At 57.6% G+C, this 21,374-nt stretch carries 17 protein-coding genes; 8 read left to right on the top strand and 9 right to left on the bottom strand.

Annotated elements, in window-relative coordinates; translation table 11 throughout:
• Nucleotides 1-9 precede the first annotated feature (9 nt).
• Nucleotides 10-1,740, bottom strand: a complete 1,731-nt coding sequence (locus tag BDD14_RS10470) for a GH39 family glycosyl hydrolase (protein ID WP_242617873.1) — start codon at nucleotides 1,738-1,740, stop codon at nucleotides 10-12.
• A gap of 18 nt (nucleotides 1,741-1,758) precedes the next feature.
• Nucleotides 1,759-5,070 (bottom strand): TonB-dependent receptor, encoded by a 3,312-nt coding sequence (locus BDD14_RS10465; RefSeq protein WP_130418755.1) that lies wholly within the window; start codon nucleotides 5,068-5,070, stop codon nucleotides 1,759-1,761.
• Between the two features lie 214 nt (nucleotides 5,071-5,284).
• Between BDD14_RS10465 and BDD14_RS10460 the strand changes: the two genes are divergently transcribed.
• Together BDD14_RS10460 and BDD14_RS10455 are read left to right on the top strand one after the other, a co-directional pair.
• Entirely contained in the window at nucleotides 5,285-6,127 is an 843-nt protein-coding gene (locus BDD14_RS10460) for a FadR/GntR family transcriptional regulator (RefSeq protein ID WP_130418754.1), read from the top strand.
• Between the two features lie 25 nt (nucleotides 6,128-6,152).
• On the top strand, nucleotides 6,153-6,368 hold the full coding sequence (locus BDD14_RS10455; protein WP_130418753.1) for a hypothetical protein: 216 nt from the start codon (nucleotides 6,153-6,155) through the stop codon (nucleotides 6,366-6,368).
• A gap of 368 nt (nucleotides 6,369-6,736) precedes the next feature.
• On the opposite strand, the gene BDD14_RS10450 is transcribed toward BDD14_RS10455, so the two are convergent.
• A complete protein-coding gene (locus tag BDD14_RS10450; RefSeq protein WP_130418752.1) occupies nucleotides 6,737-7,087 on the bottom strand; it encodes a transporter substrate-binding domain-containing protein in 351 nt (116 codons plus the stop codon).
• 121 nt (nucleotides 7,088-7,208) lie between these two features.
• Nucleotides 7,209-7,406, bottom strand: coding sequence for an acyltransferase family protein (locus BDD14_RS10445; protein ID WP_130418751.1), 198 nt, complete (start codon nucleotides 7,404-7,406; stop codon nucleotides 7,209-7,211).
• 559 nt (nucleotides 7,407-7,965) lie between these two features.
• Between BDD14_RS10445 and BDD14_RS10440 the strand changes: the two genes are divergently transcribed.
• Nucleotides 7,966-11,001, top strand: a complete 3,036-nt coding sequence (locus BDD14_RS10440; protein ID WP_242617872.1) for a TonB-dependent receptor — start codon at nucleotides 7,966-7,968, stop codon at nucleotides 10,999-11,001.
• Nucleotides 11,002-11,295: 294 nt separating this feature from the next.
• On the opposite strand, the gene BDD14_RS10435 is transcribed toward BDD14_RS10440, so the two are convergent.
• Complete coding sequence (locus tag BDD14_RS10435; RefSeq protein ID WP_130418750.1) at nucleotides 11,296-12,123, bottom strand: hypothetical protein; 828 nt, start codon at nucleotides 12,121-12,123, stop codon at nucleotides 11,296-11,298.
• 562 nt (nucleotides 12,124-12,685) lie between these two features.
• Between BDD14_RS10435 and BDD14_RS10430 the strand changes: the two genes are divergently transcribed.
• The 4 genes from BDD14_RS10430 (at nucleotide 12,686) to BDD14_RS10415 (ending at nucleotide 16,370) form a co-directional block, all read left to right on the top strand.
• Nucleotides 12,686-13,576, top strand: coding sequence for a LysR substrate-binding domain-containing protein (locus BDD14_RS10430; RefSeq protein WP_130418749.1), 891 nt, complete (start codon nucleotides 12,686-12,688; stop codon nucleotides 13,574-13,576).
• A gap of 217 nt (nucleotides 13,577-13,793) precedes the next feature.
• Nucleotides 13,794-15,065, top strand: a complete 1,272-nt coding sequence (locus BDD14_RS10425; protein ID WP_130418748.1) for a cupin domain-containing protein — start codon at nucleotides 13,794-13,796, stop codon at nucleotides 15,063-15,065.
• Between the two features lie 79 nt (nucleotides 15,066-15,144).
• The gene (locus BDD14_RS10420; RefSeq protein WP_130418747.1) at nucleotides 15,145-15,981 is read left to right on the top strand and encodes a sulfite exporter TauE/SafE family protein; all 837 of its coding nucleotides are present in this window, start codon (nucleotides 15,145-15,147) and stop codon (nucleotides 15,979-15,981) included.
• The gene (locus BDD14_RS10415) at nucleotides 15,978-16,370 is read left to right on the top strand and encodes a DUF1634 domain-containing protein (RefSeq protein WP_130418746.1); all 393 of its coding nucleotides are present in this window, start codon (nucleotides 15,978-15,980) and stop codon (nucleotides 16,368-16,370) included. The genes BDD14_RS10420 and BDD14_RS10415 overlap by 4 nt, the downstream gene beginning before the upstream one ends.
• 176 nt (nucleotides 16,371-16,546) lie before the next feature.
• Here the strand turns inward: BDD14_RS10415 and BDD14_RS10410 are convergent, their stop codons facing one another.
• The 3 genes from BDD14_RS10410 to BDD14_RS33710 form a co-directional block, all read right to left on the bottom strand.
• On the bottom strand, nucleotides 16,547-17,023 hold the full coding sequence (locus BDD14_RS10410; RefSeq protein WP_130418745.1) for a DUF4188 domain-containing protein: 477 nt from the start codon (nucleotides 17,021-17,023) through the stop codon (nucleotides 16,547-16,549).
• A gap of 1,175 nt (nucleotides 17,024-18,198) precedes the next feature.
• Nucleotides 18,199-18,606, bottom strand: coding sequence for a hypothetical protein (locus BDD14_RS10405; RefSeq protein WP_130418744.1), 408 nt, complete (start codon nucleotides 18,604-18,606; stop codon nucleotides 18,199-18,201).
• A gap of 69 nt (nucleotides 18,607-18,675) precedes the next feature.
• Nucleotides 18,676-18,810 carry a hypothetical protein gene (locus tag BDD14_RS33710; protein ID WP_278045476.1) on the bottom strand — a complete coding sequence of 45 codons (135 nt, stop codon included), beginning with the start codon at nucleotides 18,808-18,810 and terminating at the stop codon, nucleotides 18,676-18,678.
• Nucleotides 18,811-19,045: 235 nt separating this feature from the next.
• On the opposite strand from BDD14_RS33710, the gene BDD14_RS10400 reads away from it, so the two are divergent.
• On the top strand, nucleotides 19,046-20,305 hold the full coding sequence (locus tag BDD14_RS10400) for an alanine racemase (protein ID WP_130418743.1): 1,260 nt from the start codon (nucleotides 19,046-19,048) through the stop codon (nucleotides 20,303-20,305).
• Nucleotides 20,306-20,532: 227 nt separating this feature from the next.
• Here the strand turns inward: BDD14_RS10400 and BDD14_RS10395 are convergent, their stop codons facing one another.
• The gene (locus tag BDD14_RS10395; protein ID WP_130418742.1) at nucleotides 20,533-21,342 is read right to left on the bottom strand and encodes a glycoside hydrolase family 18 protein; all 810 of its coding nucleotides are present in this window, start codon (nucleotides 21,340-21,342) and stop codon (nucleotides 20,533-20,535) included.
• Between the last annotated feature and the right edge of the window lie 32 nt (nucleotides 21,343-21,374).

The following is a 21,374-nucleotide window of genomic DNA, read 5'->3' as shown; positions in this document are numbered from 1 at the left end:
CTGCCCTCTCTACCAGGTGATGGTTACGAGCGAGATGCTTTGACGGGGGAGCTCGGTTGCGAGATCGAGCTTGCCGTCGACGACGTCGACCCATGTGGGCGAGGTTAGCAACTGCAAGCCAGCGACCGCCTGCAGCTGCGCGTACTGTTCGGTTGTCGGTTGCTGCGGCGAGCCCATTGCCTTCCAGGCACTGTAGGCGTTGCTGTGGAGATCGTCGATGCGATAGTGCTCGACGAGGACACGTTTCACGCCGGTGGGAAGGCCGCTGAGCTTGACGGATGTGGGTGTGGCTGGTGCGGGCTGGTCGGCATCGTGGTAGTTCCAGAGCAGCACAGTCGCCTTGCGGTCGTCGAGCGTGGCCATGCCGTCGACGTCGGCTACCAGGCGAACGCCAGTGCTGACGAGGGTGCCGAGCGGGACGTTGGCGGTGCTGGTGGTGGCGACGCGCGTGCCGGACATGAGGCCGAGCATGCGGAAGAGATTAAGGACGGGCTTGTTGATGCCGTTGGTGGATAGCGAGCGGAAGCCCTCGAAGTAGTCCTTGTCTTCGAACTCGAAGGACCAGCTGAGCATGGAGAGCAGGTTGACCTGGTGCTTGTCCTGCAACTCGAAGAGGGCCTTGAAGGCCGCGGCGGTGTAGGCCGGGTAGAGCAAGCCGTTGCGGTAGTTGTTGGCAGGGTTCACGCGCGAGGAGCAGGCGGCGCAGCCTTCGGGGTCGGCCTCGCTGAGGATGATGGGAAGGCTGCGGTAATTGGGGTATTGCGAGATAAGGTAAAAGCCGCGATCGGCGTCGGCGAGCTCGTGCTGGATGCCCATGGTGACGTGGCTGTCGACGATGGTGGGCTTGCCCTTGGCGTGGAAGGAGATGAAGTCGAGCGGGATGGACTTGCCGTCGGCGAGACTTTTACCCGAAGCAACGTGATCGAGGAAGCCCTTGAGGTAGTTGTAGGCCTTCTCGCTGGAGGGGCTGGTGGTTGCCGGGCCGCCGACGCGCGCGGTGGGGAGGACGGACTTCACACCGGCGACGGCGTAGTCGTAGAGCTTCCAGTAGTCCTCAGGCGTGGAGTGCCAGTAGTCGATGTCGGGCTCGTTCCAGACCTCGAAGTACCACTGGAGCACGGTCTCCTTGCCGTAGCGCTCGACGAAGTGCGCGGTGATGACGCGGATGAGCTCGCCCCACTTGGCGTAGTCCTTGGGTGGATTGTTGGAGGCTCCGCTGATGGCGCTCTTGGGGTAGTGGACCTGGTAGGGGACTTTGCGGTTGGGCAAGTCTGCGGCGAGGTCCTTGGGCATGAAGCCGAACTCGACCATGGGGCGCACGCCGGCGGCCTTGTATTCGTCGAAGATGCCGTCGAGGATCTTGAAGTCATAGACGGGCTTGCCAGAGGCGTCTTCGGTGTAGACGTTGGTGGAGCTGAACTTGAGCTCGGCCTTGCCGTCGCCGGAGGTGAGAAGGTGATGCGCGCGGATGTAGACGGGGACGGGGCTCAAGTCACGCAGTTCGCGCAGCAGGATCTTGCCGTTGCGCATGGTGGTGTAGTTGGCCTCGTCGTAGCCGAACCAGCTGTAGATGGGCTTGTAGGGGCCGACTTTATTGGCGAAGTCGACGGTGATGGTGGCCGCGCCTGTGGTGGAAGCAGGTGGCGCGGGTGGGATGACTCCCTGCGCCAGCGCGCTTGCTGCTGTACCGAGGAGGACGCACGAGAGAAGAGTTTTTTTAGATCTGGCAGATTGCAGCAAAGGGGGGCCTCGTCGGGGTTAGAAGTTGTACTTGAGCGCGAACTGGATGGAGCGCTGCGTGTTTGAGGTGCTGGTGATCTGCGCGCCGGTCGCGGTATCGACGGGTGAGGTGGCGGAGTTGTTGTTGGGAGCGGCGAAGCTGACGGTGTTGGGGAAGTTGAAGAACTCGGCGCGGAAGGAGAGCGTGCTCTCACCGGGCAGGGCGAAGTTCTTGAAGACGGAGGCGTCGAACTGGTTGTAGGTGTCGGAGCGCAGCGTGTTGGCGCGGACCTGGCCGTAGGTATAGATGGGAGCGACGACGTAGCGCGATCTGTCGTACCAGTTGGCGATCGTCCTCTGGAACGCCGGGTTGCCGCCGGCGGGGTTCAGGTTAGGACGCTGCAAAGCAACGCCGGTGTTGGCACGATCGGGCGACACCACCGGTGTGAACGGCGTTCCGCTGCGGACGACGAGGATGGTCTGCGCCTGCCAGCCGCCGATGATGGTGTTGACGAAGCCATTGGTGTTGTTGGCGTACTTGCGGCCGTGGCCGACGGGAAGCGCATAGCTTCCGCTGATGGCGAGGTTGTGCGGCGTGTCGTAGGGCGACAGCGCGTACTCGTAGGCTGTGTTGCCGCCGAGGGCGGAGGCCTGGTTGTACTGCAGCGACTTCGAGTAGGTGTAGGCGACGAGAGCGCTGAAGCCGCGGTTGAAGCGGTGCTCGAACTTGGACTGGAGCGAGTCGTAATGGTTCGACATATCCTGCGTTTGGAAGGAGATGCCGCTCCAGAGCGGATAGGGGCGGCGCGCCTGGATGGCTCCGGCGCCGGGTGTGAGCGGAACGTTGGCGTCGTTGAAGGAGCTGAGGTGTACTCCGCGATTGGCGACGTAGCCGACCTCGAGCAGGTCGTGATCGGAGAACTGGTGCTGGATGTTCATGCTGTAGTGAATGTTGGTTCCCATGCTGAGATGAACACGCGAGGGGTTGATCGACGGCGTCGAAGCGGTCGATCCGAGAGGCGAGCCGAGGAAGTAGTTCGCCAGAGTGCGCGTGGGCGTGACGTTCTGGGTCTGGTTGATGGTCTCGGCGAAGCGGTAGGGCAGGATGTTGAGGTTGACGCGTCCGCTGGTGCCTTCGGGCTCGTAGAACATGCCGAAGCCGGCGCGGACGACGGTCTTGCGATCGACGCTGACGGAGACGCCGACGCGGGGAGCGAACTGCGTTTTGTTGGTGTAGGTAATGTTCAGCGGCAGTCCGGCCTGGCTGCTGGTCTGGATGTATTGCCCGAAGTATTGATAGGCAGCAGGTGCGGCGGGCTGCGCCGTCAGGTCAGGTACGGTCCCGGTTCCGGAGACGATGATGGGCTTCGCCTGGGTGGGATCGAAGGTCCCGATCTGGCCTTTGTAGCCGTCGAGCCAGGGGGAGTACTCGTAGCGCAGGCCCATGTTGATGGTTAGGCGGTCGTTGACGCGGTAGTCGTCCTGCACGAAGAACTGCTTGTAGAGGCCCTGGCCGCCGAAGTTTGTCCCCGGGTACGATCGGGCCACTGCGGAAGGATATCCCAGCAGGAAGTCGGCGTACGCGTCGCCGCTGCTCGAGTTATTGCCGGTAGCGTTTCCGTTGAAGGTAAACCCGCCGGAGGAGTTTCCGCTGTCATACCCGAGCCACTGGTAGTAGCGGAAGAGCACGCCGAACTTGATGGCATGGCGACCCTTGAGGATGGTGAAGTTGTCGGTGCCTTCGAGCGCCTTGCGGTCCTGGGACTTCGGCCGCTGATCGAAGCCGGAGCCCTGCAGCGGGCCGTAGCCGCTCCAGGCGTAGTCGGGGAAGACTCCGCCGACGCCGGGGCGAAGGAGATCGCTGAAGCCCGCGACGCCGAAGAGACCGTTCCAGTCCGGCCCCTGCAGAAAGCCCTGCAGCCGAACGTGGCTGGGAAGGAAGTGCACGCGGGCCTCGTTGACCATGGTGCTGCCGACGTTCGAGATGACGCCAACGGCGATGTCCTGCCCCCAGGAGGTGAGGTTTGCGGTGCCCAGCGCGGGCGAGGTGTTGGGGTCGACTTCTTTCTGTGTGATGTAGACCCAGCGGGCGAAGAGGCGGTGCTGCGGCGTGATCTGGTGGTCGATGCGGACGACGTACTGGTTCCAGTCAATAGCCTGTGATGGCGTGCCGCTGAAGGTCCCGGTGGCGTTGTTCTGCTGCGGGTAGTACTGCTGGATGGCGAGCGCCTGGGGAGTGAGGCGACTCTGCGGAATGATGTTGCCGGGGAAGGGCTGGGGCACGCCACCGACGACGTTGCTGCGATCGTAGATGAGGCGCGAGGGGAGAAGGTCGGAGAAGTTTCCGCCGCGGCGGGCGTTAGAGGGAACGATGATGTTGTTGACGAGGCCGGTGCGCAGGCGCTGGGCCTCGAAGTTGAAGAAGAAGAAGGTGCGGTCCTTGCCGTTGTAGAGACGCGGGAGGGAGAGCGGGCCGCCGATGTTTCCGCCGAACTGGTTTCGCTTGAGCTTCTGCCGGTTGAGGGCGAAGTAGTTGCGCGCGTCGAGGACCTCGTTGCGGAGGAACTCGAAGAGGACACCATGGTAGCGGTTGGTTCCGGACTTGGTGGTTGCGTTGAAGAAGGCTCCGCCGCGGTTGTACTCGGCCGAGTAGGGGCTCTGCTGGACGGAGAACTCCTGCAGGGCGTCGATGGAGGTCTGGATGAAGGTTCCGCCCTGGTGCTGCTCGCTGACGTCGACGCCGTCCATCAGGAAGGAGGTTGCGCTGCCGCGGATTCCGCTGATGACGTTGCCGTTGACGACCTCGGGGCGGATGGCGAGCGAGTTGCCGGTTGGGGGCAGCAGCGCGGCGCCGGGCGTGAGTTGCGCGAGGCGATAGAAGCCGCGGCCGTTCACGGGCAGCTCCGTGAGCTGCTTGTTGGTGATGACCTGTCCGGAGGTGGCCGAATCGGTCGAGAGCAGAGGGACGGTCGAGGTCACTTCTACCGTCGTAGTGGCCGTACCAACAGGCAAGATCAAGTCCTGCCTGACAATCTGGCCGACCTGGACCTCGATGACGCGGGTGGCCGCCTTCTGAAACCCCTGCGCCGTCACGGCGAGGATGTAGTTGCCAGCCTGCACGGGGGTGATGACGAAGTCGCCGCCGTCGTTGGTCTGGCCGCGCTGCACGATGTTGGTGGCGACGTTTGTGGCTTCAACCGTGGCGCCGACGATGACCGCGCCGGTGGGGTCCTGGACATGTCCGACGAACCTGCCCTGCTCGACCTGCGCGCCGGCGGCGACGGTGAAGAGCATCGTGCTCATCAGTAGCGTCGTGAGCCGGGTCCAGGCTGTTGTGATTTTGTGGAACATACGTGCGGCCTCCGAAGATTTCGCCCTGGGAAAACAGGAGTTTCTGAATTGCCGCGAAAGGTACTACCTTTGAGAAAATGCTGTCAAGGCTTTCTTTCGATCGATCGTTCGATCGGTCACGGTTGCGACTTGTGACGGTTGCAAACTTATGAGTGGCCTGCGTTACCGAGGGATAGCGATTGACGAACGGGAGCGGCTCGAGGAATATGCGTGTATGCGTCGCATGCAAAAGGTCGTCTTGAGAGACACGGAAGACACGCTCGCTTCGCCGGGGGGGAACGGCAAGGACAATGTGACGCAACTGCTGATCCTGCGCTTTCAGGATATGCTGCGCGAGGGCGTGCTGACGCAGGGAACGCGTCTGCCGTCGGAGCGCGATCTGGCGGCGCACTTCAACGTGGCGCGATCGTCGCTGCGGCAGGCGTTGAAGGTGCTCGAGATCATGGGCATCATCACGCAGAAGGTGGGTGACGGCAGCTATCTGAACACGGACACCTCGGCGGTGCTCTCGGTGCCGATGGAGTTTCTGTTTCTGCTGGACGACACCTCGGTGCAGGAGTTGACGGAGTTGCGGCTGTTAATGGAACCGGGACTGGCGCGGCTGGCGGCGCAGCGCGCTACCGCGGACGATATTGCGCTGCTGCGCAAGTCGGTCAAGGATTTGGAGTCGAGCTCGCAAGATCGTCTGAAACTTGTGTCCTCGGACTTGTTGTTTCATCGGGCGATCTTCCAGGCATCGAAGAACCGCACGGCGAGCAGTTTGTTCCAGACGATTCATCGTGCCATGGCGAAGATGATTCTGGTGACGTCGCAGTTGGTGGAACTTGAACACACGCTTTCGTTCCACAAGCCGATCATGCGCGCGATTGAGCAGCGTAAGGGAGATGAGGCCGCAGCGCTGATGCAGGACCACATCCTGGATGCGACGGCGCTGCTGATGAGTGAGCAGACCAAGCAGCAGGAAGTGTGGCTGCACGAGACGGTGATGCAGACGAAGAAGCCGATCCTAAAGAGGAAGAAGCAGAAGAAGGCGGCCACCAGAAAGAAGTGCCCCTGATTCTGGCTGTCGGGATCGAACTGGAATGGGTGTGGTTCGCCGAAATGCCATCCGGGTGGAAAGTCGGCTGTTGACGGCCACGCATGACAACGAAAGCGTTACGGCATGTCTCGCGATCGGCAAGCTGGCACCTCTATCTTCATTTGTCGTCATTTTTTTGCGGGAATACCAGAACACAGAGTTAGGCGGTCAAATCATAGCGGTGATGGAGGCCACCGAACTGTCTCCGGTTGGACAATGACCAGCGCGCGCTTCCACCCGGCAAGAACCGGCGCAACGTCACCCAAAAGACTCTGTCCGGAGCGGTGAGCCTTGGCCGGGAGTGTCCTGCCTTGAAGACATTGAGTTGTTGCCGCAAAGCCAGAATTTCCAGCAGTAATTCCCAGCGGGAACACAAACTACAAGCGATCAAGCCGATGAACAGTCTCAGCATACGAAGCATACATGGGTTGTATCAGAGAAGATGCCACGTAAATTGAGCCTGGATCCAATTTTGGCGAGCCATACCCATTGTCAGAATGTATGTGTTCTCCTAAGGAGTTATAACCAGGTAGCTGGGTATAACCGCGGATCGCTTCCGCGATACCGCCCGCTCGGTAACGACCTACTTCAATGTTGGTGGCGTGCCAGCCGTAAGCGGTCGAAAACCAGAACAGAGGCACCTGCGAGCTTCGAAACAGACTTCTTCACGCTTACATCCTTAATTTGCCAGTAAACCTTCTGCTTTTGCCGGATCCGCGACTGCTCCAGTGCCAGCTTGTAAGCGACGTAGTACTTATAAATATTGGCAACGTTGGTAACGGTCTCCTGAAAGGCAACTCGCTTTTCGCGGTCGGGTGTGATGATGACTTCGTAGGCGATAATGTCGCCTACTCCTCCTGTCAAGGCCGCCTCAATCTGGTCGATTCGCATAGGAATAAATGTGACGGTTAAGCCCGGCTTGCTTTTCTGCAGCTTCATGTTGACGAATTTCTAGAACTCCTCCAGTGCTTTGTACATCACGCCTCTGGTTTGACCTTTGTCGTAGAAGAAGCTGATGGGCTGAGTATGAGTAGTGCACGGATGTTGCGCCTCTTCACCATCACATCCAGATCGCCCGTGTCACGCCCGTATGACGTGTGATGAGGAAGCCGGAGAGGACGGAGAAGACGTCGACACCGGCGGTTCCGTATACGAAGATTCTGCGGAGGGCGAGGATGCCTCGGCTCCAGTTGTCCGTATAGATGGTGGAAGAGCAGAGGTGGTGGAAGAAGACGAGCAGGGCCGCGATACCCCTCATGCCGTCGAGTTCGCGGAGGTGGGGAAGGGCATGAGGCTTGGGTTAGTTTTGCTTTATGGCCTGCAGGCGTCGGTGGTTCTCGACGCGGAAAGCTGTACCTCAGCGGCTAAAGCCGTACTACAAGCACGGCACTTCCGATATCCTTCGGCTTGCTCAGGCTGTCCTTATGATTGAAACTGCAGCCCGCGAAGTAAATATACTTCGCAACGGCTGAGAATTCATGGTATGGTTCACTTCATTATTTCGCCAGAAACGTTGTAACTGATGCAATACTGAGCGACGCAGTATCCGCTGTAGCCCTGGGTCTGGCGTCTTACCGTAATTGCACGGATTGAGCGCGCACCTTGTTGCGTGAGTTGGGCCCGGAGCAAGCGACCGGCCGACCGATTGCATAGTTCGACGGCAAATAGAAGAAAGACAAACGAGTCTCAATCAGGGCCTTTTCGATACCTACGGTAGAACGGTCTCTTGCTTATCGGGCAAGTTTTACGCACTGTTTTTCTTTGGAGGTAGTGAGATGCGCAAAACAATGGGTTACATATGCTGTTTGGCGGCAGGCATGGCGATGATGTCACCTCTGGGCGGGTGGGCGCAGGTGCAAAGCACAACAGGAACGATTCAGGGAGAGGTGTCGGATCGATCCGGGGGAGTGGTTCCTGACGCGTCGATTGAAGTAAAGAGCCTGGATACAAATGCAACCCGCACTACCAAGTCGGACGGCAACGGCAGTTTTTCGTTTCTATCGATGCAAACGGGCAACTATGAACTTACGGCAACCAAGCCGGGTTATGCCACAACGGTGCAGAAGAACATTGTGCTCACGGTCGGCCAGGCGATCTCACTGAAGGTCGCGCTGACGATCTCTTCGGTGGCGGAGACGATCGTTGTGAATTCTGTGCCGCAGTTGGAGACAACGACGGTCTCCTCGTCTTCGACACTGAATGAGATAACGATCGCGACAACGCCGGTTCTGGGTCGTAAGTTTGAAGACATGCTGACGCTGACGCCGGGCGTAAGCATCTCGCAGGGACCGGATGGAGATGAGATCAACATCAACGGTCAACGTGGCATTTTCAATAACATCAGCCTGGATGGCGGCGACTATAACAACGGATTCTTTGGCGAGCAGATGGGCGGCCAGCGCGCGGCTATCGACATCACTCTTGAAGCCGTTAAAGAGTTTCAGGTTGTCGCGAGTGGTGCAAATGCAGAGTTCGGCCGTACCGCAGGCGGCGTTGTGAACGTGATCACGAAGTCGGGGACAAACAGTCTGCATGGAAGCTTGTTTGAGTATCAGCGACTGCAGGCATTGTCTGCGGACACCTCCAATGGCATGCCGTTGCAGGACTTTAGCCGAGAGCAGTTCGGGGGCAGCATCGGCGGTGCGATTGTGAAGAATAAGCTGTTCTTCTTTGCAGCGAGCGAAGGCATCCGCGAGAACCTCACGCGATCGAATTTGAGCGCGGTCATAGGGACGCCGTGCAGTGTGACGAACCCGGTGTTTCGCAGCAATATTACAGATGCACAGATCGATGCGAGCGGAGACTGCCAGCGTCAGACACTGCTGAATTTCTATAGGACAAACTTCAACCAGGAGGAAGGGTTGCCGGTAGATCGCAAGATCAACAACGTCTCGGTGTTTGGGCGGGTAGACTACAACGTGAATGCGAAGAATTTGATGTACAGCTCTTATACCTTCGACCGGTCGCGAAACCCAAACCAGACCTTCGACGTCGCTACCTATGGAAATTCCGCGAATGGGATTGAAGGGCCATCGAAGATTCAGACCGTCAACTATAACTGGATTGCTACGATCTCGGCGGAGAGATTGAACGAAGCTCACTATACGTATGCCAGAGAGCCTCGACCGCGCTTCCCGATCGACCCCACAGCCGTGGGAGATACGGGGATAGGATTTGCTCCCTCTTTCCGCTTTGGGCAACCGTTTTTTCTAGGAGCAGATGCTTCCGAAGTATTCACGCGCTCCGACGTGAAGGACAACTTTACGCTTGTACAAGGGCGACACACTATAAAAGCTGGCGGCGAGTATATGCATAGCAGGAATGTGCAGGTCTTTCCTGGGTTTTTCAACGGCCGCTATATCTTCGGGAGTGTAACCGGATTTCTGCATTATGCATCGCCGGCGTCATTTGGCAATGGGTATGGACCGAGCACGATTTCGTGCTCGAATGGCACGTTCAGCAGCACTGCTGTGGGTTGTGGGACGGCGACAGGCAGTAGTCCGTTGTTGCTGTATCTGCAGAACGGGCCGACGAAGGCGGGCGAGACCAACGAGCAGGCCGGTTACTCGAATATTGTGAACGATGAGTACTCGTTGTTTGCGCAGGATACATGGAAGCTCACTCAACGATTTACGTTGAACTACGGTTTGCGATGGGAGTCACAGCTGTTCCCGGACCCGGTGACGCCGCCGGCGCTGACAGCCTATGGGAAGTATCTGAACAACCCCGCATTTCCTTCCGACGGCTACCTTCGAAATCAGACAAAGCTGTTTCAGCCCAGGGTGGGGTTTGCCTGGGATTTAACTGGCAATGGCACCTCTGTACTTCGCGCGAGTTGGGGAATCTTCAATGCCAGGCAGAACATGCTGACGCAGGTGGGGGCGATAACGACGAATGGAGTGCAGAACCAGCAGATCACCCAGTTCGCCGGCGTTAATCCGACCTATCCCAACATCCTGCCGCTGCCCCCGCAGACCGGGTTTCCTCCGGGAATTGGCGTGACCGTCTTCGACCGGAACTATTCGAACCCGCGCATCTACACGACCAATGTGGGCTACCAGCAGCAACTGTTTAGCGAGTTTGTGGGCTATCTCGATTTCACGCTTTCCAAGGGCGTTTATCTGACGCGTTTTCTCAATCCCAATGTTGGACCAACGGCAGTGATTCCTCAGAACGCAGACACAGTGAGTTATACCGGGCCTGTACCCTTTCCTGATCTTGGCGCAGTTACGAACACAATCAGCAATGCAAAGTCTCTCTACAGGGGCTTCACTGTAGGTTTCAAGAAGCGGATGACACATCACTTCTTGTTCGATGGAAACTATGTGTACTCCGTTGACAAAGACGATGATTCGAACGAGCGCGATCCGTTTACCTTCCGTTACGGGAACCTCTACAACCTGGCGGCCGAGTATTCGAACTCGGATCGCGACGAACGGCACAAGTTCAACTTCTACCTGGTGAGTGATGGCCTTCCCTGGGGGTTTACGGGAAATATTCGAATGCAGGCTCACTCGGCACAACCTATTACGGATAATGTGAACGGCACTGGGACCGGTGCGCCGTGTAGCCCGAATAACTCGATTACCCGCTTCGTGAACGGGATCGATTGCGGTCGCAACCATCTGCGGAAGAATAACGAGTATTTCTCTTTGGATCTTGGAATCGCGCGCCCATTTCGCTTCCACGACCGGTTCGAACTTATTCCCAAAGCGGAGCTCTTCAACGCGTTCAACAATGCGAATAACGTCAATCCGTTGACGGCTCCTGCGCTATTCGATTTCAATGGATTTCTTCGCCTGGGCGTCGGTGATCCCTTGCAGGCGCAGTTGTCGCTCCGATTCACGTTCTGACACCACAACGAAAGACCGCGCCCACCAGCGCGGTCTTTCCAATCTTCACCTCCCAGTGGGACACGATAAGCGTCAGCGAAAACCACCAGCGGTTTATGAAGTAACCGCTGGTGGTCAGGTGTTATGTTGGAGTTCCACTATTCGCCTTCCGAGATGTGGTTCGTTCGAACAAACGCCAAGAGTGGAAGCAGACTCCGACTCTAGGCTCATCGAGCGCAATCCGTCTCGCCAGGTTTCTCCCCATTCAGTCTCAGGCAACGGCAAAAAATGCCCATTGCCGCAACCAAATCCCGATCACTGCGTTCCCCCGCCCGCGGCAGAGACGCCAAGCACCATCTGCGTACCGCCGTCCAACTGGATATCTTGTTTCGCACCGAGCAGGATGCTGGAAGCCTGAGCCATCCTGGGATCTTGTTGCCCCGGCGCGTTGTTCGCCAGCAGCACACCGGGAACCGACGTGGTGCGGATGGCTATCTTGCCGGTTGTGGCTACGATGGTCCCCGGCGCTGGGGCACCGTTTCCTGTTTGAGCTGCCCCGGAGGAGGTGCCCGCACCTTGCGGTGCGCCACTCGCTCTGCTACCGCCAGTGGCCCCACTCATGCTTGGGTTAGAAGGGGCGCCCGCCGAAGGTCCGCTCATGGCGCCGGACCCGCTGGTCGATGCCGCGCCGCCCGCTGGAGTGATCGACTGAATTTGCGAATGGACCGGCATGTTCTGACCGCCCTTCAATTCAAGGTGATCAAACTGGAGCACCAACTGAGAATTCTCTCCCGCCCCGCTCGGCTGCGCGGCGAGCACATGGCCCACCAGCTTCGACCCCTTGGGAATCTCGGTTCCGTCGGCAGTCTTTACCGACGCCTTGGTCTGAACCACCACGCTATCGCCATTCTTGGCGGTCTTTGAGTCGAGTTTCCCCACAAGTTCGCCGTTGATTGGACTCATCTGTATGGCGGATGTTTCCGGGCTGGCGGTCGGACTATTTGGCGACGCTGACTCCGTTGCCGGAGGATTCTGCTGGGTGGCGGGGCTGTCCGGCTGGTTGGCCGGGGGGGCCTGCTGCGCCAAGAGGGGGAAGCTTGCCATGGCGAATAGAGCCGTCACAATTGTTGTGCCTGTTTTCATGAATAATCCTCCTTCGGTTCCCACACTTCCACATCCGCACGACGGCGACGCGGTCACGAGGTTCCCAGATACCACGCAAGGGCAGGGCCAAACCAGGGATCTCCGCAAAGATTGGTCCAAGGGGTTGACTTTGAACGGATTGACGTTCGGCAGCGCACGATTAGGCGTAATTCAAAATCGGCGATGGACCGAATTCTTCCATAGATCACGTAGTTCTTCCCATGTCGAAAATTCCCGACTTTGGGATGTCCGTGCCTCGCTTGATGAGATGGATCGGAACCCCGGGCCCGCACTGTTGTCATCCCCGAGCGGGCGACAGGGCCTTTCCGAGGCTAGAAAGAAACCTTCGGATGGACGACAGGATCAAGTTTATTCAGAGACTTCCTGCCCGCGCCATCTCCGCTACTTTCAGAGGTTGGCCTGGTCCACCTGAGAGCCGCCATACTCCCTCTCATGCCAGTCTCCTATGTTCTGAGCTGGCAACAATTTGACCGGATCCAAGTTGTCATGCGGTCATCCAGGAGCACATGATAGCTGAACACACGCATTTCGAGGCTATTCCATGGAATTGAAACACTTGACCTCTTTTATCGCTGTGGCAGAGCAGCTAAGTTTCGTGCGGGCTGCAGACGGGCTATATCTATCTCAACCTGCGCTCACCGGTCAGATTCAAAGACTTGAAGAAGAACTCGGGGTCCAATTGCTCGTGAGAAACCGTCGCTCCGTCAAACTCACAGACGCGGGCAAGGTCTTCCTCACCGAAGCGCGCGCCACACTGTCGCGAGCACGCCAAGCTGCAGATCGCGCCCAGAAGGCCGCGCGCGGTGAAATCGGCAGATTGCGCATCGGCTTCGTATCATCCGCTGCTCTGGAAATAGTGCCGGGCATCGTCGTCGCGTTCAGGAAGCAGCATCCCGATGTCACCCTCGACCTAATGAATCTCCGCACAGTGAGTCAAGTAAAGAAACTCATCAGCAAGACCCTTGATATAGGTTTTCTGCGACTCCCTCTCTCGAATGAGCAATTACGCACAACCGTCATCCATCGTGAGCCCTTCCTTCTCGTCCTTCCGAAGGGCCATCCTCGCTCTCGAGACAAACAAGTTCACATCGCACATTTGCGGAATGAAAGGTTTGTTGCATACGGCCGGCGCTGGGCTCCCGGCTTCTTTGACTCTGTCATTCAGATGTGCCTGAAGGAGGGTTTCAGTCCAAATATCGTGCAAGAGACCGGCGAGATGTATACCGCGGTTGCGCTGATTGCAGCCGGCGCCGGCGTTGCTATCTTGCCGAAATCAGTAGTCCTTGCACAATCGAAGAACATCATCATGAAACCACTAGCGGGATCGGTTCCTGTATCGGAGATTGCAATCGCTACAAGAGCCGGGAACAGCTCACTGATCGTGCGCTCATTCATCGAACTCGCTGCAGAGAAATGCAACGGCCGCCTCTGAAGAAGTTTCTGCTCTCGCTTCCACAAGCCCAGATACCAATTGCCACTCCCAAAACACACCACCCTCGCAGGATTGTCCTCACTGATAAGACTTACCTATCACTGAATACAAATCATACGAATAAACGAATCAATGCTAGCCACCTCTAATGAATATGAGGGTGCGAGCTGCTGCTGCGAAGACTACGGCGCACTTCAGTGAATAAGGAGAGTGGACTATGAGCGATCAGAATGGTAACAACCCAACACTCGACGGTGTGTCGAGACGGAGCTTCTTAGGAGGAGTTGGATCTGCCGCGCTGGCGACTGTAGCGATGGCGGGACTGACCGCGCATGCACAAGAGCGCGAAGATACCCGAAAAGCGGAAGGGGATCATTCCTCGAGCGATCCGGGACCGGAAAATCAGGTGCTGCTCAAGCAGAACCGCAACACCAACACCCCTCCTCCCACGGACCACGGGGAGATCGGTCCCATTTGGTACTCCTTCGACCTCGCACGCAAACGCGTGGAAGAGGGTGGCTGGACTCATCAGGTTACGCAGCGCGAACTGCCTTCCTCGAAGGATCTTGCGGGCGTCAACATGCGATTGACGTCGGGAAGTTTCCGCGAACTGCACTGGCACACGGCCAACGAATGGGCCTTCATGGAGTACGGCAAAGCCCGCGTCACGGTGCTCAATCCGGACGGAACCATGTTCATCGACGACATCGGCGAAGGAGATCTTTGGTTCTTCCCAGCTGGATATCCCCACTCGATTCAGGGATTGGGGGCGGACGGCTGCCAGTTCCTCCTGGTCTTCGACGAAGGCAACTTCTCCGAGGACAACACCTTCCTCCTCTCCGAGTTCGTTGCACACACGCCGCCGGACGTGCTCATGAAGAACTCCAATCTTTCGGCGACCGACATTGCCAAGCTTCCCAAGGAGCAGCTCTACATCTTCCCGGCGGAACTGCCGCAGTCGCTGGCTGCGGATCGCGCAGCGATCGGAGGGAGCAGGGTTCAAGCACCCCAGCAATACACCTTCAAGATGGCTTCGATGGAGCCCACGAAGAAGACTGCGGGCGGCGAGGTTCGTATCGTCGATTCCCGCAACTTCCCGGTCAGCACCAGCGTCGCGGCAGGACTGGTCCGGCTCAAGCCTGGCGCCATACGTGAACTCCACTGGCACCCCAATGCCTCGGAATGGCAGTTTTGGCTGGCCGGTTCGGGACGGATGACCATCGTCATGCCGGACGGCAGAGCGCGCACCATGGACTTCAACGCAAACGATGTCGGTTTTGTTCCGGCCGTCGCAGGCCACTATATCGAGAACACCGGAGACACCGACGTTGTCTTCCTCGAGATGTTCAAGGCACCCCAGTTCCTGGATGTATCCTTGAATAACTGGATCAGGCGTATGCCGCCGGAGATGGCGACGGCGCACTTGAACCTCGACGCCGCAGCCTTGAAGAAGATCCCTTCCGAAAAGCAGGAAATCATCGCAGGATAACCCGCTCCACATTCAACCGGTGCTGGACGCCGCATCACACCGCGTCCAGCACTGTGCTTTCCGATCCGGAAGGGGTCAAATGAGCGCGCACGAATTCATTCTCATCGTCTTTCTCGTATCTATTGCCGCAGGCTTTCTCGGAGCGCTCACCGGCCTCGGCGGAGGTATCGTGGTTACCCCGGCACTCACGCTTCTTTTGGGCGTGGATTTGCGCTATGCAATCGGGGCAAGTCTTGTGTCGGTCATCGCTACCTCCTCTGGAGCAGCCTCCGCTTATGTACGGGATGGACTCTCCAATATTCGGATCGGAATGTTTTTGGAGATGGCGACAACCATCGGGGCAATTTGCGGAGCCTTTCTGGCCAGCAAAACGCCGACAAGTGCTCTGGCATTCTTATTTGGACTTGTGCTCCTTCATTCTGCGTGGCAAGTAGTCCAGGCAAAAAAACCGATAAGCCGCACGAACGAGGACGATCCGATCGCTGACAGGTTGAAGCTCAGCGGGGTTTATCGCGCACAGGAAGGAACGATCGATTACCACGTATCGCGTGCAAGAGCAGGCTTTGGCCTGATGTATGTAGCCGGTATCGTATCCGGCATGCTGGGCATTGGGTCCGGTGCACTCAAAGTCATCGCCATGGACCGGATTATGGGCATTCCGTTCAAGGTATCGACGGCGACAAGCAGCTTTATGATCGGTGTGACGGGAGTTGCGAGCGCGGCGATCTATCTCAAACGCGGATATATCCATCCACTTATCGCGCTGCCGGTAATGCTCGGAGTGCTCGGAGGCTCCATGGCAGGGGCGCGACTGCTGCCGCGCTTGCCGGTGAAGACATTGCGGCGCGTATTTGCAGCGGCCGTCGCTGTCATCGGAATACAAATGCTCACGCAGGGACTGAGGGGGAGACTATGAATGGCACTCCGACAATGGATACGAAGCTGCAGCATCTGATTGGGGCAACACTGCGCAGCGGAGTCATAGCAGCGAGCTTGACCGGGATAGTTGGTGGAGCGATCTTTCTGGCAGTCCATAGTGGACAACAGGTAACGTTCCACTCGTTTGAGGGCGCGAACTCTGCCTATGCCTCACCACGGCAAATTGTCCGCCAGGCGTTGGCCCCCATTGGAAATGCGGACCGGGGACTGGCCATTGCCCAACTGGGCATCATGATCCTCCTGCTCACGCCGATCATTCGAGTCGCCTTCTCCGTCATCGGTTTCGCAATGGAAAACGATCGCCTCTATGTCGCGATCACATGCATTGTGCTTGCGACTTTGATGGGAAGCCTTTTGTTGCATTGAATCTTGCATCGAAACCACCAGCCTTCCTCATCTGACGGCTTGGGTGTGAAGCATTCTGGAGGCACGACTCTCGCGCAGCACAGGCCATTCAGGTTGCGCTAGTTGGATCTCACGGGACCTCTTTCCAAATTCTGTAAATAGGCCGCTTGCTTTGACAGTTCTGCGCGCAAAGTACGTTACGACTGCATGCGGGTGCGGGCCTCGCGCAGGTGGCCGGTGGCAGGCTCGTGGGTTCCGGCGACGGCGAGTCCGTAGCGGGGCATGTTGGCGTAGATGCACTCGGAGTGGCCGGCGGCGACCTGGTAGGTCTCGTGCCAGACACCCACGGAGGCGTCTGCGTTCCCGGCGCTCTGGTTGAAAGCCTTCCACGCAGGCAGGTGTTGGGCGTCACGTGCCTGGGCGTAGTCAAGAAGCTGGTCGAAGCTGCGCCAGTACTGGATGAGGGTGACTCCGCGCCAGGCGAGGCAGTACTCGGCGGAGAGGAAGCCTAGGGAGGGGTTGGCGTAGAGCTCCCGGATCATCGGCGGCATGGCGCGGAGGGTGGGGAGCCACTTGTGCGGAGCAAGCAGACGGTTGATGCGCATGCCGATGAGGAAGACGACGAATGGGCCGTCGATACGGGAGGAATAACGCCCTGGGTAGATGGTGGCCATATGGGTGAAAGAATACCGCGGGATTCACGCTCACGTCAGGGTTGCATCCGCATCCATCGATGATTTCTGTGACGAAGCTCAGGGCTAGTCCGGAGTCCGTACAAGGCGGGAGCGATTTCAGCCTATCCGTTTGGGCTCATTGAGTGGCTTATCGCTCCTGCGAGTCCTTCTCCGACGGAGGAATGATTCGATTGCCAACTCGAGACGCCAAATCCGGTGATGATCTGCAGCCGCGGATTACTTGTGGAGCCTGGGACGAATCACCGAAGTTCCGCATGGACTACCTAAGCTATCTGGAATGATTGACGTCCGGAGAACCGATGAAAATCTACAGTGAAGAACCTCGGTCTCGCGGTCTCACGCCGTTCAACTAAGTTTCGCAGACGGCCGTGATCACGCATCCTAACCATTAGGTCGCTACTGAGACCACGCCCGCTTCTAGGGCTGACCCCAGCGCTTCCATCCGGAGGCCACAATGAAGATTCGATTACAAGTCCTGCTGTTAGTGCTCACTACACTCTCCGTTGCTTCTGCGGGTCAATGCCCGAAGCCTGGTATGAAACCAACCTGGGACTCGAACAAGGACCAGTTTCGCTGTACCGATCCGGCTGCGATGAGTGAATCTGCGCAAGGCGACATCGTACCGCCCACAGGCGACAAAGGTTATTGCAAGAGCATTCGCGAAAATCTGCAACAGGTATGTCCACCTTCCGACGAAGGTAAAACCTGCAAAAATGCCGCCAAGTCCATCTTCGAGACATGCTACAAGGGCTCTGACACTGGCAGCAGCGGATCGGCAACTCCTGCATCGCAATCAAACCGGACAGACGCGTCCGCTTGTATGGCGACCTATAGGCAACAGCAACAAACGTGCCAGTCTCGTATAACGCCTCCGCGGGCTCCAGGGCAGCCGTACGTGCCGGACACCTGCTTGTCCGATGCCCTCGCAGCGCAAAACAAATGCCTTGCAAACGCCCGGTGACCGAGAGGATAAGGAGCTTCTCACTCACCGATCAACGAGAAACGGTTAAGGCAAAATCAGGTATTGAAGGGCGTCCCACGATAAGTCGACTTATCGTGGGACGCGTGGAATGGCACACACGAGGCAGCTATCGAGAAAGGGTTTCGGCGATCTCTTGCTTATCGCTGCGTCGGTATTAGCGCCCGCACGGGATCTAACTACAGTAAAAGACAATTTCTTTGGGAGTAAATCGAACCTCTTTTGTGATTACTGCCTTCCCGCCGCCATGCAGTTGAACCTTTTGACCTCTATGAAGCAGGTGACACGTTGCGTCGGTGTAGGGAGTTCGAAGTATGTCGATTCTCCTGCCGGTAACGCAGTCAACGAACTCCACCATTGGCTTCTTATCCAGCGAAACTACCCTTCCGTAAGCCGAAATCGCAAGGATCCCTTCAAGAGTTACGGACTTATATATTCCCACGATCTCTATAAGAAAATCATCTCCCTCGATGTTCACCCATTCGAAGGCGCCCACTCGTGGAAGCTGATCGTCTTGATACAAAACCTGGGATCGGTACTCCCCTCCCACATCATAAATACTGAAATCGACGAAAATGTTCATGGCTTTCGCAACCTCTCGCAAGTTTTGGCTCCCTGGATCAGAACCAACTCTTTTATCTGGAACTGCGGTTCAGGTGTTTTCGCGGCGCTTCCGCATGCCACTGGGGCTTCCAACCTCCGATCGTATATTCGCGGCGACCGTACGCCCGTCGACGAGAGCTCTGGCAAGGCCGAGTTTGGCCCTTTCGACTTCGTCCATCGACATAACCAAACCCTCCAGGGATAAGTTGGATGCCCGCTTTGATCCGCAGGGCTGCATGAACGACTTGGTTCATACCGCCGGCTGGAGCCATCCAGTTTGGATTGTGCGTAACGATTGGTCTTTCCAGTAGTGGCGCATCACGTTCTGGGTAATACAGCCAGTGTTAAAGTAATATCGATTACGCCGCAGTCTTTGAGCAATCAAGAGAGGTACCACCGTCCATCCATAGGAGATTTCCATGAGGTCACGTCGCGAATTTCTGTCTGCCGGCATCGCTATGAGTTTTCTCGGTGCCACCCGCAGAGGAGCCGCCATGACGACTTCTTCGAAGTCCTGCAACGCCGATTGTTCTATCACGGAACTTAATAAGCGCTTCGCTCAGCGCGACTTCCGCGGTATCACGAAGGACATGTTGCCGACACCGTGCCTCGTCGTGGATCTAGACCTGCTGAATGCCAATGTGAAGCATCTGGCGGACACAGCGAATGCCAACGGCATTAAAGTGCGTCCGCATGTGAAGGTGCACAAGAGCGTGGAGGTCGCGAGACGCCAGATGTCTGCAGGGGCAATTGGGCTGACCTGTTCCACGATCGCCGAGGCAGAGCTGTTTTCAGATGCGGGTATGAAGGGAATGATCTGGACCAAGCAGCCGGTGGGTCGGAACAACACCCAGCGGGCCATTGCACTGTCGAAGAAAGATCCCACCTTCATGTTTGTCAGCGATGACGCGCAGGTAATCGATTGGGTCGAAGAGGCTGCGGCAGCTCATAACGTAAAGGTGAGAATTTTAGTCTCGGTATGCGCGGGGCTGGCACGGCAAGGCATTGAAGCAGGCAAGCCGGCGGTGGATCTGGCTAAGAGAGTCGCCGCGTCCAAACACATGCAGTTTGAAGGCTTCATGGCCTACTCCGGAAATGCGGCGCATGTTAAGGGTTTTGAGGCGCGCAGAAAGGCCTCCATGGAGGTGCTGGCTGGAGTCCGCGAGAGCAAGGTGTTTGCGCTCGAGGCCGGTTTGCCGGTGAATATCATGACGGGTGGTTCCACAGGCACCTACAACATCGATCACGAGACCGGATTGACCGAGTTGCAAGCCGCCACCTACGTCTTTATGGACACCGCCTACTTCCCAGTCGGAGGACAAGACGGTGACATGGAACGCTACAACGACTTCAAGCCAGCGCTGACGGTTCTGACCACGGTGGATAGCCAGTATCATCCCAATCTCATCTCCACCGATTACGGAGCTAAAGCCTTGGCAAGGTCTACAGATATTGTGAAAGAGATGCCCTGGTTGAAGGTAGGGAACGGCGGAGCAGAATATGGTGCTCTGACGTGGAGGGATGGCGAGCAGCATCCAAAGCTTGGGGATCTGCTCGAAATCTATCCCTCAAGTCTGGATATGAGCACCAACGCCTTCGATCGCTACTACGTGTCCCAAGGCGACAAGATTGTAGACGTGTGGCCTATTATGGGGCGGGCCGGCGCAGCACAACGCTAACAGGGTCAGATGCATGGAACTTGCTTCCTCAGCCGCATCTCCAGGCTCTTTTGAGGGGGCCGACGTTCATCGCCCACGCTTACGAGGACTATCTAGCGGGGAGATTTCGTACTCGACATCCTGCAATTCATACAGACTGCGATGGGGATAAGTTCTTTCGATGGATGCCCATCTTCGCACGGCTTTATGGCGCTGAGGTGAGCATTTGAACGAAGCTCGAAGCCAGCCTATCTTCGCTTCGCGAACCCCGTCACAATCGCATCGAGCAGCACATTCCCAGAATCCCCACCGTACTGCCAGAACATAACGCCACCCAATCCCATCTTCCGCACATACGCCGTCCGAGAGGCCTCTGCCTCTGCGTCGTTGTAGGTAATGAAGGTCTTCGTCTCTGCGTTGTACAGGTAGGGAGCCTCTGCCGTCGCATCCCAGTACCTTACATACCCCTGTGTGTTTACCAGCGGCGCAACGTCGCGATAGATGATGTCCGCTCCACCCGGCGCGATGATCGGCTGCCACAGACCATGGTTGGTCGACTCCACGCCCGTCCACTTGCGGCCATAAAAGGGAACCCCGACGATCAGCTTCCTTCTCGGAACGCCCGCCGCAAGATTCATCTTCACTGCGCTGTCGATTGAGATCTGCTTGGGGTCCGCGGCGCTGGAGTAAAGAGGAGAGTCGTGCCCCGTATTCTTCTCGACGGCGTTGTACCAGTCGTAGCACATCATGTTCACACTGCTCAGCCATCTCGATGCGGAGCGCATGTCCGTGTGGTCGAGCCATATCTGCGTCGCCCCCGTCGCCGACGAGGTCACGAGCGGCCGGCCCAGCCGCTTCTGCTCACGGTTGAAACGCAGCCGCAGCTCCTTCAGCAGCAGGGTGTACGTCTCCTTGTCCTCCGCTCGTACCGTTGTGTTCGTCGCGTGCGTATAACCCGGGTACTCCCAATCGACGTCGATGCCATCAAGCGAGTACTTCTCCACCATCGCTACTGCGCTGTCGACAAATCTCTTCCGGCCCTCCGCCGTAATCGCCATGTCCGAAAATCCTGCGGACCCATTGCCGCCTC

The organism is Edaphobacter modestus (genome assembly GCF_004217555.1).
Lineage (GTDB): Bacteria > Acidobacteriota > Terriglobia > Terriglobales > Acidobacteriaceae > Edaphobacter > Edaphobacter modestus.
The sequence above is the reverse complement of the archived record's forward strand: the minus strand, read 5'-3'. Positions and strand labels throughout refer to the sequence as shown.

Excerpts from the sequence above, each read along its gene's own strand:
- BDD14_RS10400 (WP_130418743.1), top strand. The coding sequence starts at position 19,046 with ATGAGGTCACGTCGCGAATTTCTGTCTGCCGGCATCGCTATGAGTTTT.
- BDD14_RS10410 (WP_130418745.1), bottom strand. The coding sequence starts at position 17,023 with ATGGCCACCATCTACCCAGGGCGTTATTCCTCCCGTATCGACGGCCCA.
- BDD14_RS33710 (WP_278045476.1), bottom strand. The coding sequence starts at position 18,810 with ATGTCGATGGACGAAGTCGAAAGGGCCAAACTCGGCCTTGCCAGAGCT.
- BDD14_RS10465 (WP_130418755.1), bottom strand. The coding sequence starts at position 5,070 with ATGTTCCACAAAATCACAACAGCCTGGACCCGGCTCACGACGCTACTG.
- BDD14_RS10430 (WP_130418749.1), top strand. The coding sequence starts at position 12,686 with ATGGAATTGAAACACTTGACCTCTTTTATCGCTGTGGCAGAGCAGCTA.
- BDD14_RS10450 (WP_130418752.1), bottom strand. The coding sequence starts at position 7,087 with ATGAAGCTGCAGAAAAGCAAGCCGGGCTTAACCGTCACATTTATTCCT.
- BDD14_RS10445 (WP_130418751.1), bottom strand. The coding sequence starts at position 7,406 with ATGAGGGGTATCGCGGCCCTGCTCGTCTTCTTCCACCACCTCTGCTCT.
- BDD14_RS10420 (WP_130418747.1), top strand. The coding sequence starts at position 15,145 with ATGAGCGCGCACGAATTCATTCTCATCGTCTTTCTCGTATCTATTGCC.
- BDD14_RS10455 (WP_130418753.1), top strand. The coding sequence starts at position 6,153 with ATGGGTGTGGTTCGCCGAAATGCCATCCGGGTGGAAAGTCGGCTGTTG.
- BDD14_RS10425 (WP_130418748.1), top strand. The coding sequence starts at position 13,794 with ATGAGCGATCAGAATGGTAACAACCCAACACTCGACGGTGTGTCGAGA.
- BDD14_RS10460 (WP_130418754.1), top strand. The coding sequence starts at position 5,285 with ATGCGTCGCATGCAAAAGGTCGTCTTGAGAGACACGGAAGACACGCTC.
- BDD14_RS10435 (WP_130418750.1), bottom strand. The coding sequence starts at position 12,123 with ATGAAAACAGGCACAACAATTGTGACGGCTCTATTCGCCATGGCAAGC.
- BDD14_RS10395 (WP_130418742.1), bottom strand. The coding sequence starts at position 21,342 with ATGGCGATTACGGCGGAGGGCCGGAAGAGATTTGTCGACAGCGCAGTA.
- BDD14_RS10440 (WP_242617872.1), top strand. The coding sequence starts at position 7,966 with ATGGCGATGATGTCACCTCTGGGCGGGTGGGCGCAGGTGCAAAGCACA.
- BDD14_RS10415 (WP_130418746.1), top strand. The coding sequence starts at position 15,978 with ATGAATGGCACTCCGACAATGGATACGAAGCTGCAGCATCTGATTGGG.
- BDD14_RS10405 (WP_130418744.1), bottom strand. The coding sequence starts at position 18,606 with ATGAACATTTTCGTCGATTTCAGTATTTATGATGTGGGAGGGGAGTAC.